At 56.7% G+C, this 14,155-nt stretch carries 26 protein-coding genes; all 26 read right to left on the bottom strand.

All coding sequences use genetic code 11. The annotated features are described in order from the left end of the window. Nucleotides 1-8: 8 nt before the first annotated feature. The gene (locus tag DW754_RS11285; RefSeq protein ID WP_117758941.1) at nt 9-248 is read right to left on the bottom strand and encodes a Lar family restriction alleviation protein; all 240 of its coding nucleotides are present in this window, start codon (nt 246-248) and stop codon (nt 9-11) included. Between the two features lie 12 nt (nt 249-260). Then, nucleotides 261-464, bottom strand: a complete 204-nt coding sequence (locus DW754_RS06665) for a hypothetical protein (RefSeq protein WP_117758942.1) — start codon at nt 462-464, stop codon at nt 261-263. Further along, nucleotides 457-897: a hypothetical protein gene (locus DW754_RS06660; protein WP_147336386.1), complete on the bottom strand. Its 441-nt coding sequence runs from the start codon at nt 895-897 to the stop codon at nt 457-459. Before DW754_RS06660 ends, DW754_RS06665 begins: the two co-directional genes overlap by 8 nt. A gap of 3 nt (nt 898-900) precedes the next feature. Beyond that, a complete protein-coding gene (locus DW754_RS06655; RefSeq protein ID WP_117758944.1) occupies nt 901-1,476 on the bottom strand; it encodes a hypothetical protein in 576 nt (191 codons plus the stop codon). A gap of 20 nt (nt 1,477-1,496) precedes the next feature. Next, the gene (locus tag DW754_RS06650) at nt 1,497-1,934 is read right to left on the bottom strand and encodes a hypothetical protein (protein ID WP_117758945.1); all 438 of its coding nucleotides are present in this window, start codon (nt 1,932-1,934) and stop codon (nt 1,497-1,499) included. Nucleotides 1,935-2,356: 422 nt separating this feature from the next. Continuing rightward, a complete protein-coding gene (locus DW754_RS06645) occupies nt 2,357-3,064 on the bottom strand; it encodes a glycosyltransferase family 2 protein (RefSeq protein WP_233508897.1) in 708 nt (235 codons plus the stop codon). Between the two features lie 13 nt (nt 3,065-3,077). Continuing rightward, nucleotides 3,078-3,308, bottom strand: coding sequence for a hypothetical protein (locus tag DW754_RS06640; protein ID WP_117758946.1), 231 nt, complete (start codon nt 3,306-3,308; stop codon nt 3,078-3,080). 21 nt (nt 3,309-3,329) lie between these two features. Next, the gene (locus tag DW754_RS06635) at nt 3,330-3,560 is read right to left on the bottom strand and encodes a hypothetical protein (protein ID WP_117758947.1); all 231 of its coding nucleotides are present in this window, start codon (nt 3,558-3,560) and stop codon (nt 3,330-3,332) included. Next, nucleotides 3,561-4,259, bottom strand: coding sequence for a hypothetical protein (locus tag DW754_RS11060; protein WP_199411456.1), 699 nt, complete (start codon nt 4,257-4,259; stop codon nt 3,561-3,563). A 204-nt stretch (nt 4,260-4,463) separates the two neighbouring features. Then, on the bottom strand, nt 4,464-4,781 hold the full coding sequence (locus DW754_RS06625) for a Lar family restriction alleviation protein (RefSeq protein ID WP_117758948.1): 318 nt from the start codon (nt 4,779-4,781) through the stop codon (nt 4,464-4,466). Further along, on the bottom strand, nt 4,768-5,085 hold the full coding sequence (locus tag DW754_RS06620; RefSeq protein ID WP_118072012.1) for a hypothetical protein: 318 nt from the start codon (nt 5,083-5,085) through the stop codon (nt 4,768-4,770). The genes DW754_RS06625 and DW754_RS06620 overlap by 14 nt, the downstream gene beginning before the upstream one ends. A 101-nt stretch (nt 5,086-5,186) precedes the next feature. Beyond that, nucleotides 5,187-5,501: a hypothetical protein gene (locus DW754_RS06615; RefSeq protein ID WP_117758950.1), complete on the bottom strand. Its 315-nt coding sequence runs from the start codon at nt 5,499-5,501 to the stop codon at nt 5,187-5,189. A 404-nt stretch (nt 5,502-5,905) separates the two neighbouring features. Next, complete coding sequence (gene mihF / locus DW754_RS06610; RefSeq protein ID WP_117758951.1) at nt 5,906-6,232, bottom strand: integration host factor, actinobacterial type; 327 nt, start codon at nt 6,230-6,232, stop codon at nt 5,906-5,908. Between the two features lie 4 nt (nt 6,233-6,236). Next, nucleotides 6,237-6,527 (bottom strand): hypothetical protein, encoded by a 291-nt coding sequence (locus tag DW754_RS06605; RefSeq protein ID WP_117758952.1) that lies wholly within the window; start codon nt 6,525-6,527, stop codon nt 6,237-6,239. After that, a complete protein-coding gene (locus DW754_RS06600) occupies nt 6,528-6,890 on the bottom strand; it encodes a hypothetical protein (protein WP_118072011.1) in 363 nt (120 codons plus the stop codon). 2 nt (nt 6,891-6,892) lie between these two features. Continuing rightward, nucleotides 6,893-7,693, bottom strand: a complete 801-nt coding sequence (locus DW754_RS06595; protein ID WP_117758954.1) for a ParA family protein — start codon at nt 7,691-7,693, stop codon at nt 6,893-6,895. A gap of 320 nt (nt 7,694-8,013) precedes the next feature. Further along, a complete protein-coding gene (locus DW754_RS06590) occupies nt 8,014-8,391 on the bottom strand; it encodes a hypothetical protein (RefSeq protein WP_117758955.1) in 378 nt (125 codons plus the stop codon). Next, nucleotides 8,391-9,794 carry a flotillin family protein gene (locus DW754_RS06585; RefSeq protein WP_117758956.1) on the bottom strand — a complete coding sequence of 468 codons (1,404 nt, stop codon included), beginning with the start codon at nt 9,792-9,794 and terminating at the stop codon, nt 8,391-8,393. The genes DW754_RS06590 and DW754_RS06585 overlap by 1 nt, the downstream gene beginning before the upstream one ends. 68 nt (nt 9,795-9,862) lie before the next feature. Next, nucleotides 9,863-10,048 carry a hypothetical protein gene (locus DW754_RS06580; protein WP_117758957.1) on the bottom strand — a complete coding sequence of 62 codons (186 nt, stop codon included), beginning with the start codon at nt 10,046-10,048 and terminating at the stop codon, nt 9,863-9,865. 17 nt (nt 10,049-10,065) lie between these two features. Continuing rightward, nucleotides 10,066-10,239: a hypothetical protein gene (locus tag DW754_RS10960; RefSeq protein ID WP_158561635.1), complete on the bottom strand. Its 174-nt coding sequence runs from the start codon at nt 10,237-10,239 to the stop codon at nt 10,066-10,068. 50 nt (nt 10,240-10,289) lie between these two features. Then, nucleotides 10,290-10,763, bottom strand: a complete 474-nt coding sequence (locus DW754_RS06575) for a hypothetical protein (RefSeq protein WP_117758958.1) — start codon at nt 10,761-10,763, stop codon at nt 10,290-10,292. 13 nt (nt 10,764-10,776) lie between these two features. Next, nucleotides 10,777-11,196, bottom strand: a complete 420-nt coding sequence (locus DW754_RS06570; RefSeq protein WP_117758959.1) for a single-stranded DNA-binding protein — start codon at nt 11,194-11,196, stop codon at nt 10,777-10,779. A 21-nt stretch (nt 11,197-11,217) separates the two neighbouring features. Then, nucleotides 11,218-11,574, bottom strand: coding sequence for a hypothetical protein (locus DW754_RS06565; RefSeq protein ID WP_117758960.1), 357 nt, complete (start codon nt 11,572-11,574; stop codon nt 11,218-11,220). A gap of 157 nt (nt 11,575-11,731) precedes the next feature. Further along, nucleotides 11,732-12,796, bottom strand: coding sequence for a hypothetical protein (locus tag DW754_RS06560; RefSeq protein WP_117758961.1), 1,065 nt, complete (start codon nt 12,794-12,796; stop codon nt 11,732-11,734). Nucleotides 12,797-13,408: 612 nt separating this feature from the next. Further along, nucleotides 13,409-13,906 carry a hypothetical protein gene (locus tag DW754_RS06555; protein ID WP_117758962.1) on the bottom strand — a complete coding sequence of 166 codons (498 nt, stop codon included), beginning with the start codon at nt 13,904-13,906 and terminating at the stop codon, nt 13,409-13,411. A gap of 63 nt (nt 13,907-13,969) precedes the next feature. Beyond that, nucleotides 13,970-14,155, bottom strand: a 186-nt coding sequence (locus DW754_RS11165; protein ID WP_233508898.1) for a hypothetical protein, incomplete at its 5' end; no start/stop codon positions are given.

Genomic DNA, 14,155 nt, shown 5'->3' with positions numbered 1-14,155 from the left:
AGCTCCCGTCAGTTCTTGAATCTCGTGTTCCATTGGCGAATCAATCCCTCTCGCGCGGCGCTTTCGGCATCGTCTATGGTCTCGGCCACCCCGTCGGGACCGATCATATGCATGTTGCACTCGCCACAGTTCATGATCATGCGGACGCAATAAAGGGTGTTTCCGTCCTTATCGTCCCAGACGTCGACGTCGTATCGGGTCGGCTCTATGTCAGTGTTGCTGCAAAAGGGGCATGGAAGTATATCCAAGACAGTTTCCTTTCAGCAGGGCCTTGATTGGTAGACTATCTCCCGCAGGCGCTTGGAGATATCGTTTCCCGCGCCGCAGATAGCCCTGCCCTCCCAGTACACCGTGTTCGTTATCGATTCAAGGTATTCGGCGAGCCCGATGAGCTCGGCGGGGTCTACGATGACCGAATCGCCATGCATGCTATGGATACGGTCACAATCAGCAGTATCAAACATTTTCCATCCCATTCATTATCAAGACTATCGGATCTTCGAGCTTGTATGTCATATAGTTGCAGCACCATGCGCGCCAGGCGCGGTAAAACGGCTGGCTGTTGACCGAGTCAGCCCAGCCGCAGAAGCCGATAAAGCCGTCGGAGTTGAAACTGACCGCCTCGCGGCCGTTCCACTGGCCGGGACAGTCGATTTTCAGGTATGCCCTTAGGATGCCACCGTCGGGGTTCATCTTACAGCAGAGGCTGTCGTCCTTGCGGCGGGGAATCGTATAGCGTGGAGTCTCGCCCTTGCGGCACGATTCGGCACATTCGAGAGCGATATATCCCTGCAGGGCATCGAAATCATATGGCTCGATGTCCGCATATTGAAATTTAAGAGCCTGCCATAAGGCGCGACATTCCCGAGATGTCATTGCGTTGGTTTCCTCCGGCACCTTTTACCCCACCGTCTTCTCGATCTTGCGGCCGCAGATGGGGCAATGGCGGTAGGAATGGGCGCCGTACTTCCCCTCATCGTGGCCGCATTTGTCGCAAATCCATACGCCAACCCGCTCGCGGACGTATCTACATGTCTGCACGTCAATCTTGTCGGCTAAGTCTCTTGCGGCACATTGCTCGACCGCTGGATATTCCTCGTTGTAGTACTTCACGTCCAAGCCGAGAGCCTCGGCGAGGTCGCAAAGGTCCAGCAGGCCTCGTTGGCCCAAAGTATCGCCGTCCGATATTTCCTCGAAGACTGCGTCCGAGACTGCATAGCGGAGGGACATGGCGATATCACTACGAATCTGCCTTTGGAAGCCGGAATCACCTACAGGGCGATCGATATAGTCTGCAAGTGTGAGCGCGTCGCGCCTCTCAAAAAGGAGTTCCCCTTCGGCATTGTGGCATTCAATGCCCAGCTTAGACAGTGCAGCGGCGACATTGACGTATTCACTGACAGGCTTGGGACCTGCAAGGGCAAGGGAACGGAGCGCACCGGCCATCTCGCGGTTCACGTTGATTAGGTTATCCATATGGGGTCTCGATTCTATTTTCAGTCTTGACGGGCTTTAGTGCCGTCCGGAATTACCTGAAAAAGCGTCCCTTTGGGGGCCACGACCTTGCGTCCGCAGTAGGGGCAGCTCTTTATGAGTTCGACCCTCCATCCGTTCTTGCAACTATCATCGGGCAGGCGAACCTTGCCGAGCGGGCCGTCCGCCCCGCAAGCGGAGCACGTGAAGTGTCCGGTCTGCGGCCCGTTGAGGTTCTCGCAGGTGCCGGGGTCAATCAGGTTCGCAAGCATGCCCAGCGTATCCTCATCGGTAAAGGGCATCTCGTCGGCGACCGTCTCCTCAATGATGCCGCCGATTGCAGCGGGAAAGATGGGTATGCCCGCCGCGAAATGACAGTGCGAGTTGTGGCGGAGCCTTGCGGCGAAGTGGATTCGAGTGTCTAAATCGGGCAAATGCGCGGGCGATTCGTAGATATTCATTTCGACTACATCCTGTCCATTGGAACGCTTGGGGAACGTTCGCATTAACTATAGTTATTATAGCTAAATATCTGCACGAAAGTCAGCAGAGCGTAAATCTTTTCAGATTTACGCGGTGAAACGAAACTATAAAGCCGAGGGGTCGCTACCTCGCGGCTGGAACTCGGATGCCCACCACGGCTTATCGTTCGTGCTGTTGTTGGGATGAAGAAAAGAGCGATAGACCTCAAGCTCCCACTGCCTGCGATCCGACTTCGCCACGGCATCGAGAATAAAGCCGGTGGCGAGCGAAAGAGCGCAGAGGAAAATCAATGCCGCCGCGAGAATCGCAGTCGGGAAGCGGGGCACGACCCCGGTCGCAACGAACTCGTGAATGACGGGGACACCTAGCGCAATCCCCGCGAGGAAGAATAAAAGCGCGATCAGGGAAAAGAACTCCGGGGTCGATAGTTCTTGAAAAGGGTGCCGACCATTGCGACGACCTTAATGCCGTCGGACAGGGTATTCAGCTTCGACTGCGAACCTTCAGGTCGGTCTCGATAGTCTACGGGGACGCTTTGGATGCGCCAACGGCGGTCGACGGCATGTATTGATATCTCGCTCTCGATTTGGAAGCCGTCTGAAAGAACGGGGAACGTCTTGACGAAGGGCTTGGACATGGCGCGGAAACCCGTCATGACGTCGGCGTATTCGTAGCCGTAAATCCACTTGATCATGGCGCGAACCAAATCGTTGCCAAAGCCATGGAGCGCACGCCTATTCTCCTTAGCGTACGTCCCGTTAGACAGCCTGTCCCCGACCACCATATCGGCTCGTCCGCTTAGAATCGGTTCGCAAAGGGCTCTCGCTGCTTGAGCTGGGTAGGTATCATCGCCGTCCACCATGAGGTAGCAGGCGGCATCGATATCGCGGAACATCTGCCGGCAGACGTTTCCCTTGCCGCGGCGAGGCTCGAATCGGACGGTCGCGCCGTGCCTCATCGCGATCGCAGCCGTCGCATCAGTCGAATCGTTGTCGTAGACGTAGACAGTCGAGGCTGGCAGCTCGCGTTTGAAATCTTCGACCACCTTGCCGATGGTCAGCGCCTCGTTATAGCAGGGAATGATGACTGCAATCTCGTCTCGATCCATTCAGAGTACTTCCCTATTTGATATCGAGATAGACACACGGAGAACTCCATGCGCCGCCCTCGCGAGTTGCGATGTCAATATAGCCGCGCTTTGAGCGGATAACCTCGGCATTGGCTATATCGCGCGGCAGGCGAAATAAATCCTCGTGGTCGATATAGGCCGAGCACCTCACCCGTCCGTATGCTCGGATAATCACGAGTTCGTACACCCTGGTCTTATGCCAACAGTATTCGATAACGGTCATAATCAGCCTCCTTTAACTTCCCTATTTGATATCGAGATAGATGCATGGGGCATCTTCTAACCCGCCTAACCGGTTCGCGATGCGAATCCAGCCGCGCTCTGCGCCGACAACCTCGGCATTGGCTATATCGGGCGGCAGGCGTAATAAATTCTTGTGTTCGATATAGGCCGAGCACTCCACCCATCCGTTAGCTCGGATAATCACGAGATCGCGCCATTTGGCCTCGTGACGGCAATACTGGATAACGGTCATTTATCTATCCTTCCGAAAATTTCGCCCGCAGATCGGACAATAGTTGATGGGAATATAGGCGCAGTCGATGCCGTTGTCGTGGGACATCGTCAAATGCGCCCCATGTGGGTCACTGACATCGAGCGTGAGCCCTATCCCGTCAATCAGGTCCATGTCCCCGCTGACGGTATCGATATCGCCCAGGGGCTTGGGATTGTATGGGGAGCACCAAGGGCAATATGAGCCGAAGACACCGCGTGAGGTCCGCCAAGTGTTGTAGCTATGGTTCACCATTCGATACAGTAACTCGGAGGCGGGTGCGATGCGGCTGCTCCCCGCGCCGATGCTGAGATCGAATTTCTTCCGCAGGCGACCCCCTTTGTCCGGGCAGAAGACCTGCGCATCCTTAGGGAGCCCCAGCGTTTGGTAGAGTGATTCGGCGAGACTCTGCGGACAGACAAGCCAGTTTAAATCACCCTGGAAGGTCAGGCCGTGACCGCTCTTGAAATCGGCCATGCACGACTTGACCTCGACGAAGACGAACTCACCCCGCTCGATGGAAGATGGAAACGGTGATAAGCGTTCAGGCCTGAATGCGACGAAATCGACGCGGTGATCATCATCCACCCAGACCTCGGACGCCACCAGGGAATACTCGTGGCGCAACCGAGCCAAGACACGCTCGGACAGCTCCTCTGTCATCTCTTCACGCTGTCCCAATTTATGCCTCCTGATTCTATGGGATTCAGCAAAGTCGGCTATCTGTCCGACTTCATTCGGAGACCCTTCTCGATTTTCTTCAAGACGTGGAGCTTCTCCTCCTCGATTTCGTTGCGCCGCTCCAGCTCCGCGCGAATCTCGCCTAAAGACCGCTCGAGAGTCCCAAAATTGATATTGCAATTTGTGGCCATGAATCAATTCCCCCTACTTTTCCCTATATCGAGTGTTCCAAGTCTTAAGGGCGGCGATGCAGGCGTTGTATTCGTCCTCGCCCTCGATAATCGATTTGCGCTGGGGACCGTCTATCTCTGCGGTACAGCCTTGGCATTTGCAGGTGGCAGAGGAGAAGTAGAGCGTAGGAACTCCCTCGACATATGAGGTCGCACCCCGCCCGAAGGGATAGATGGTCACCTGCGTGCTGCCGCAGAAGGGACAGGCTTTAGCATCGTCTACATCCATGTAGGAGGTGTTCGGACACCCGATAAAGGCCGTCCGTTCCAGCTTGTACTTACGCGCCGGCATCGTTTGCGTCCTTGTAAGTCATGGGAGCGGAGTCATTAGGGCAGCGGGCATCCCATACCTGCTGCAACTGCTCCAGGGAGTCATAGCCGCCCATCTCGATCGGACATTTGGCGGCGACGGCCTGCTCGATATCTGTATGCTCGATTTCCCAGCACGGAGCCCCGTCCAGCCACGGAGCCCAGCGGGGTTTCACAGCCCCGCCGCAGAAGGGGCAAGTCTTGAGTTTCAGGGCGTTTCGGCGCTCGCGAAGCTCCTCGGGCTCCATGCGGGGAAAAGGATCGATCGGATTTGAAGTCGGTTCCATTCGGATACTGCTTTCTATAAGGGGGGATGGCTATCAACTTGCGTCCCAACGCATGTCGTCCCAGTGAGCGAAGCGGCGCGGCGGGGTCGGCATGCGTGCGATTAGATGCTGAAAACGGCTCCGCAGCCCAGGCAGTATGCGGCGAAGCGGGTGTGATATGGGATGCCGGTACCGCAATTCGAGCAGGGGGAATGTCCGTTTTTCGACACGATGGTTGCCGTCGGGCGGGCGATATATGCCGAGAGTAGCTCGTAGCAACTGCGCTGGCTCATGGGGTCGAAATCGTCGTCGCAGGTCTCCTGCAGGATGTCCTCAAGGGGACGAGGGGCGGAGCTCGATTCAGATTCCTCTTTGAGGACCTCTGCGAGTTCAAAACGATCGCTATCGGAAATATCGACAGCAGTCAGCTGGCTCATATCGGATCACCAATCTTATTTATAGGCGTAGGGAAATTCGCCGACTTACTCGGCGCGATGGACTCTATGGCGTGTCGAGAAACCACTGCTTGTAGGGATAAATGGGGAGAACAATGGAATTCGAACAGAGTCCAGCGCGCCGAGCATGTCGGCAGCTATATGGCGAGGGGGCTGCGGCGCCGTCTTCCACTCAGGCACGTGTCACATAAAGGAAGGAAAGGAGTCAAACAAATGGGGTGTCGGGAAAGCGTGAAACCCGACCCGTGAAATAGAATCGATCAAATACGAGGGAGACGACGCCGCAGCTCCTTCGCCAGCCAAGGACAAAGGAGCAGGGCCATGGCGGCAGCATAGACTGATATGACCGCCGCGAAATACACGAGCACCGCAAATGAGAGCATGGCTTAACCCTTGGATGCGGGGAGATGGTCGATGATGTAGTCACGCTGGCGGCAACCGAGGCCCTTGACTCGACGATTCGGGGCGATGCCAGCTTGGGCCATGAGCTGGGTCGCCTTCGCCTTGCCGATGCCTGGGACGGCGATCAGCAGACGAACCACGGGAATGCGCCAGTATTTGGGGTCGGCCGAAGCCTGCTCAAAGGCGACGGAACCCTGTCGGACCAAATCGAGTAAGGCCTTGCGCTCTTTTCGGACGGCTGTGGCCTTCTCAAGGTTCTCACGGCGCTGTTCATCGGTCATGACGGGCAGCTTGTTTGCAGAATCGGACATAGGGTCACTCGCTTTCATCTTCGAATAGGTCTTCGTATTGCTCGGGGGTCAGCTCGCAGATAAACGCCTTCATCTCGGAGCGGTCCTTGCTGGAGACGGTGATAAAGGCATAGAAAGGAATTCCGGAATCATCGGGGTTGGAAGCGGTCGCCACCGCGAGCAGCTGCCCCGCGTGGCGAAGCGTCTTGGCAAGCGTCTTCATGCCCTTCGGAATGAGAGCGTCTTTGGGTTCCAAGACCCGCTTGACCTGCCAATCCCGAAGCGAGGTTCCGGTAATATCCTCAATCTCGTCCATTTAAATTCCTTCCCTATCGAGTTCATCGAGTGCTTGGATGACGATATCGGTCGCTATCGCCCAAAGATCGCGCATGCGGATGTGGTGGGTGACGGCTGCGACCTTCATGCGGTCTACCGCCTTGGAATCAATCTTGAAGGAGACCTGCGTCTGGCGCGGGAAGTCAGCCGCAGCGTATTCCTTCGAGTACGCGGCCTTGATCGCCGCCGCCATTCCCTTTACGCATTCATCGCCAAAGGGATAGGGGCCTGTCGATTTGGCAGTTTCCGCAGAGCGCACGGACGGACTCCCCGAACGCCGGCTCAGCATGGCACGCTTCGCGTCGGCCGTGAGATCCATGCGGTTCTTCGATGGTGCGCCCATGGCTATTCGCCGCCCAGATATTCGTCAACGAACTTGCGGAACTCGGCCACGGCGGCATCGTTGGGGCGGAAGCCGAACAGCGGCTCCTTGTTGTTCGCCGCGTCCTCAATCGCCTTGTGCTTCATCGGGCGCGCCGCGTAGAGCTTCGTGTGGCCGAGCTCGGCGATCGCGGGAAGCTGTTCGTCGGCGGCGCGGGATGCGACCTCGTCCTTGCTGTACTTGTTGAGCAGGATGCCGTCGATATTGAGGTCGGGGTTGAACGCATAGTCGGCTTTGATGGACTCGACGAGGTCGTAGACGTTGCCGAAACCGTTAATCGAGAACATCGACGGCTCGGTTACGATAACCACGTCGTCTGCCGCGACGAGGGCGTTCAAGGTAGAAAGACCGAGGGACGGGGGGCAATCGATGACGATGTAGTCGTAGACGTCCATCGCAGGCTCCAAGGCCCGCTTCAGGCGAAACTCTCGACCGAGGCCTTGGGAGAGGACCGAATCGAGATCCTTCATCGTGATGTCGCCAGCGATGATGTCGCAACCTTCCATGAACTGGACGCAATCAGAGAGGGATGTCTTGGGCTTCTCGAGCAGATTGAAGACCGTGGGGACGGCAGGAGCGGTCTCGGCCTTCATCCAAGTCGTGATGTTCGCCTGGGCATCCATATCGATCAGAAGAACGTTAAACCCGCGCTCGGCCATGCCCTCGCAGAGGGCCTTGCTCGCGGTGGTTTTCCCGACCCCGCCCTTGTTGTTGATTACTGCAATCGTCCTTGCGACCTGCGCCACGCCATCGGCACCCATCATCGGACTCCCTTCGGTTTCGTGCGACCCCGAACGGAATTACAGACATAGATAGCCTCGGTAACGGGCGGCGTACCGTCCGTTACCTTGCGATATTTATAGATGTCGCGTAGTCATCTTCCTGTCCGTCAATCAGCGCTTGGGGCACGCTTTTGACTTAACTATATGATAACAGCCTATCGGCATAATGCAAGCATTATCTGAGGATTATCGGTGCGTCGTTAGTATTTGCGTGGGATGGGTCCAATCGGCAAAGAAAAGCCCCCGCAACCGTCTGGGTTGCGGGGGAAGAAAATCAGCTGCGGAGCCACATAGCCCTTGAGCTAGAAAAATATGAGCCAGACCGTTCCTAAAAGCAGGGAAACATATCCTGCGGTCGACACAAGGAGATCTAAGATGGCAAGGACGGTTACCGTGTTGATCTGGGCGGTACCGCAGGGAGCCAAGCTCGTAGCGAAACCGAACAAGGGATAGATCGCGGAGACTAGGCAGATTGATTCAAGACCTGCCGTCAACAGGGGGTTCACCCCCGCCAGCTCATCGCGATGCAGCAATCCCATCAGGACGGCAACGATAGCGAGTGTCAGCCAAATCAGAAAGACGCCTGCTTTGATGCCCTTGGTGTCCGCTATCCATGACAGGGGCATCGTGCATCCGAGGAAGTCGAGCAGCAAGGCCGAGACGACCAGCAGGACCGCCATCAGTCAACTGGGCTTTCTGCAGGGTCGGTATCGGTATCGGAGCTCGAAATCAGGCCGTTCAGCAGGGACGGCAGGTCGATTCCCGTGCTGTCCTTCAGGCCAGATGCGACCTGGTCGACAATCGAGGTGGTCTCCTTTACGAGCTTCTGGGCGTTGCCCGAGCCGTACATCTTGATGGAGTCGACGGCTGTCAGCGGCTTCGCGACCTGCTCGGCCACCTGGGGCATGATGTCGATGTAGCGGTTGGCGAGCAGATAGGGGTTCTCCATGCCGTTGTAGGCCTGTGCCTGGGCCTTCACGCCGGCAGCGATGCCCTCTCCCCTGCTCTTCTCGGATGCGCCGTCAGCCTCGCCCTTCAGGCGCGTAGCCTCGGCCTCTGCCGTGGCTTTCGCCTTGATACCCTCGGCGTCCTTCTGAGCGGAATACAGCTCGGCGTCGGAGGCGTTCTGACGCTCGATGCGGGCGGCCTCCGCCTGCTTCGTGCGCTTGTAGAGATCGGCTTCGGCTGCCTGCTCTGCGGCGTAGCGGTCGGCCTCGGCCTGCTTCTTCACGGTCGCGTTCAGCTCGCGCTCCCTCACGTCCGCCTGACGCTCGGCAAGCTCGACCTTCTTGGTCTCCGCGGCGATCTCGGCTTCCTGCTGGGCGATGTAGAGCTCGCGCTGTTTCTCGGCCGTGACGGTTGCTTTCACCATATCGGCCTCGGCCTTTGCCTTGTCGGCCTGCTTCTTGAGATCGGCCTGTTTCAGGTCGAGCTGGTTCTGGCGGATGGCGACCTCCTCGGCCGCCTTGATCTGCGCCAACTCGGCTTCCTTTTTAATCTCGGCCGCTTGATCGGCGCCCATGGAGCGGATGATGCCTTGGGAGTCGGAGAAGTCCTGGACGTTGAAGGTGCGCAGCTCGAGGCCGAGGTTGGCAAGGTCGTCCTTGGAGCCGTCGAAGACCTTTGCATTGAAGCTCTCGCGGTCGCGCATGAGCTCCTTCAGATCCATCTGACCGATAACCTCGCGCATCTTGCCCAGCATGACCTCGGTGACTTGGCGCGTCATCTCCTCCTTGTCCATATTCAGGTAGTTCTTGGACGCAGTCTCGATGAGCTCGGGAGTTTGGCCAATCTGGAAGTTCGCCACGGCGCAGGCGTGGATGAGGATCGCATCCTGTGTGGGGATCTCATTTTCGGTGGTCAGCTGCACCTGCACGGCACCGAGGGAGAGAGTGTCGACGCGCTGGAGGAGCGGGATAACGAACGTACCCTTGCCGGAGACGCTGCGCATCTGACCGAATCCAGATACGATCATCAGTTTGTCCGGCGGGCATTTGCGCCAGCAGGACTCGAAGACCATCGCCACGACTAGGATACCGACGATGATGGGGAGCAGGCTGAAGATTACAGATTCGAAGAGCATGCAGCTTCCTTTCTTCAAGGGCGGCTCTGACAGAGCCGCCCAGGTATATACAGTTGTATGTCAGGGGATTACGCCAAGAGCTCAATCAGGCGTACGATCGTCACGATGAGCGTGGCGATGCAGGCGAGACAGCTGAGCGCGAGTGAGAAGGTCCATACACCATGCAGAATCTCGACCTGCTCGCAGCGGGCGAGGCTATTGAACCCGCCGCCGTATCTCGTCCAAATATCGCGAAGTTTCTCGATAACGTGCATATATCACTCCTGTGAAACTAGAAGGATTGTTCCAAAATCACGATAAATGTGCCGATACATGCGAGGACGCCGCATTTGATCACGAAGATCCATGCGCTATGTATGAACTCGTCCTGCTCGTAAGGGCTCAGGTTATTGAACCCGCTGCCGTATCTCATCCAGATATCGCGAAGTTTCTCGATAATGTGCATCTAGCGCTCCTGTGAAACTAGAAGGTGTTCGGGCTCAGAATGCTTCACGATTATTCGCCGGCCGCGCTCATGTTCGTGAGCAACCGGTGGGTCCAAAACCACTGCCAGTAGGCATTGTTCTGGCGCTCAGCCGCCTGGGATTTGGCAGAATCTGCTTCGGTGTTGTCGGCTTGCTCTTGAGCCTCATCGGTTTTGACGGAATCGGAATCGGTCAGCACGATCGGGAAATCCGCACCGACCGCGGCGGCGTTGTACTCGGCTAGGGAAACCTCGTGGTCTGCCTGGTGACTACCGTTTCGGACGGTGACGTAGTAGCTCTTGCTGAAGCCCGCCGAGTCAATATATTTGCCCTCGATGGTTCCCGTCTGCGTCAGCTCGACGTCAGGCGAATCGCGTCCGCCTCGAAATCCACCGTTGTCCAGATACGTCATGATGAGAAAAGCAAACGCTATTATCAGCATGACAGCAAATAAGATGAATTCGATTGCCGCCTGACCGCCTACCGAGCTCTTGTTGAATCGCAACGAACCCACGCCCCTAGAAAGGGATATCGTCATCGAAGTCATCGACGACGGGAGGCATCGGGGCTTGCGGGGCAGATGGCTGCGTGGGTTGGGCTTGCGTCCTAGGGGATGCCAAGAACTCGATGTTAGCGACAATCAAATCGAGTTTGGAATGGCGCTGGCCATCCTTGTCCCATGTCGAGTAACGGAGCTCGCCTGCGATTGCGACTTTCTGGCCCTTCGCGAGATAGCGCGACAGGGCTTCGGCACGCTTGCCGAAGATGGTGCAGTCGATGAAGTTGCCCCTTTCGTCCCACTCGCCGGTCTGCCTGTTTCGAACCGAGGTGTTGAACGCCAGGGTGAACGACAGGAGTTGCGTGCCGCCCGCGGTCGTACGCAGCTCGGGCGGTCGCGTCAGACGGCCGGTCAGGGAAACGTTGTTGATATCGGACATGTCGGTTCCTCTCTCGAAACGCTAATCGATAAGGTCTGCGATGAAGTTCGCACGCTTTGCGCGGGTCGCATGGCCTGCCGCTCGGCTGTGGGATGCCTCGATTCGGCGCACCGCGATGGAGATCTGGTCTGATATACAGGTACCGCTCGAGATATCGGCATAGCGGACGCTCACAACGAGGCCGCGCTTGTGGCCGCTCACTCGGCGTCCGATGAAAAATGCGGGGTATGCTTGGGCAATCTCCATGCGCACGGTCTCCATGCCGCGTGCCTTGAACGGGGACGGCATAGCGACATCCACGACCTCGCCTACCAGCGACTGAACCGCCTCATGGACGAAGGTGCCGTCATCGTGCGGCTCGTCCTCGAAGTAGAACATTCGGCTTCCTATAGGTTTTTCACTTCGCAAAAGGGAGGAGGCGGATTTGGCTCCGCCTCCTGCAATCAGAGTGTTCATATCGTCATCCTATCTGTCCGGCAGGTCGTTTGGGGTGCGGCCTGACAGCTAGGATACTAGCATAGTTAACGGTGCGCCGTTATATATTTCCTGTGTTATCGGTGGATGGTAAGCAATTGCGGACATATGGGGGCGTTTTCGGACATTTTTGGGCTGTTTTAGGACATTGTCCGGGAATGTCCGTAAATGTCCGAAGCGGCGACAAGGCTTTCGATTCGAGAGCACGTCTGTGCCTTGCGGTGGAGACGGACAGGACACCCTTGAAGCTCGCGATAGATGCGTTGATGACTTCAGGCGGCAGTTCTTGCAAATCCACAGACGAGCAAAGGGACTTGAGGTGCCTTCGATATCGGATGAGTGTGGTCTGGGAGAGATGGCGGCACGGATGGCCATCAGCGCAAGAGAATCGAATCTTGAGAAACGTCAGCTCCCGATTCAGGCGGGAGGAGAAGCAGGCCTTTGCATTTGGCTGAAGCCCCAGGGATTCAAGACCCGCTAGGAAGAGATGGCGGATGTACGGCAGGTCTTTTTCAGAGCAGAAAATGTAGCCATCATCCATATAGCGGCCAGCCCCGCCCTGCCCGAGGAGTTCATGGAAGGCGTGATCCAGCCTGTTCAAATAGGCGATCGCTGCAAGCTGGTTCACTTGATTGCCCAATGTCAGGAAATCCGATTCGCGGCTATAGAGAGCGGCGATATCGAGGAGGCGTGACATGGAGTCCGATTCAGGCCGTCCTTGATAGGGCTTCAAGATAATTTCAGACAGGACGGCATGCGCCCGAACCGAGGGGATGCTTCCGAAATAATTCTTGACGTCATATTGGAAAACCCGAGCGTCTGGGCCATATCTCCTGCGTGCCGCAAGCATGTCCCGTTCGAATCGGCTGCGTGCGAAGGAGGTACCCTTGCCTTTCAGGCTCGCCGAGTTCGAATAGACGAGGCTTCGCGACAACATAGGGACGATAAAGCGATCGCATAGGCAACGCTGGACGACTCGATCCTTGTAGCGCGGCCCCACGATATGCCTGATCTTGCCACGCTCGCAAAGGGTGAAGCGGACTGGGGGCTGGCGGCGATACTTACCCGATAGCAGACTCTCGCGCAGGCGGATACAGTTGACGGCGCGGTACCTATCGAACTTCATCGCAGCCGATTTCCATAAGGTACCCTTCGCACATACACGAGCCGCTCTATATAGGTTTTCGAAAGAGAAAACGTCTTCAGGCGTCTTCGGTACCGCCTCGAGCGATCGGCGGCTCAGATCTCGACGGCTCTTCTCTCGGCGTTCACGCCGCCTTGCCCGTTGGGAGCGGTTCAAGGAGCTCCCTCCTTTCGCAAATCATCAATAAGCCCCGGCTGCACCCCTATTCAAGGTGCCGATTCCGATGTGCCTGACAACCGCGGATGCGATCCAGATGCCGTCTCTTTCGAGAGGCAAGTCCGCCCATCTTGCATCACCGGGGCCTGTATTCGCAGCGCCGAATGGGACGCCGACCGGTGGGTATCCCCTTTTCTCCTTTACCATTCCGCTTTCACGAGATGCGCTACTCAGACCAAATGGAGAAAATCGGGACAGACACAATTCGAGTTCGTCGCGTTGTTGTTGTTCGACGGATCGCCGTTGGTGTTGACATTGAGGAAGTTGTTGGAGTTGTTCGGGTTCACCGAGCGCTCCCACCAATTGCTACCAATCTACGGATGCCCACCTCTCGGCACTCCACAGGGTGAGCATCGAGAGGTAAACAGCCTCGGGAAGTTAGGAAAATTCTCCATTATCCGTCTCGCCTGTTGACGCAAATTGCTTCAGGCGATGCCGTTCCGACTTTATCGCGCCTTTGGTTACCTTCATGGTATTGGACACGGATCCAGCGAGCGAGATAAGCCTTTCCATCTTCACAAACGGCTTCTTGACTTGAATTTCGGCACCATTCTGGTCTCTTTCCGTGTAGACAACTTGGGGCATATCGTCCAGCCAGGCATCGATCAACATCGCAATCAGGCAAAGCCGTCCGTAGGCATCATTCAGGCAGGAAAGCCTCTGGGCACTTTCGACTTGAGTCATCGCGTAGATTCCATCGGCCTCGGCCGTTGCCTGCATCAGGTCGTAGCCGGCGCGACAGATGTACTGCGTCTCGGTGAGGGCACGGGATTTCGGTAGCTTCTTGGCTATCGAAATGAGTTCACGCCAGACAATCCGTGCTTGTCGGAGATATTCAGTCGAGACTGATTCAGTCTGTTTGCTCTTGGGAACCATGAGACCTCTAGATAACGTAAAGGAACCTCTCCAGCAAATGCCGGAGAGGTCCATGTGCGAAGGTTAGAAGGAGAAAGCGGGACAGACACAATACGAGTACGTCGCGTTGTAGTAGTCCGACGGATCGCCGTCGGTGTTGACCCTGAGGAAGCTGTAGGAGTTGTTCGGGTTCACCGAGCGCTCCCACCAACTGCTACCAATGCCAAGACAAGAGTTGCCCGAATAGTTGTTCGTTACCTTGCCCTGGAA

It is taken from the genome of Collinsella sp. AM29-10AC, assembly GCF_003469085.1.
Lineage (GTDB): Bacteria > Actinomycetota > Coriobacteriia > Coriobacteriales > Coriobacteriaceae > Collinsella.
This window is presented reverse-complemented; position numbering and strand designations above follow the sequence as displayed.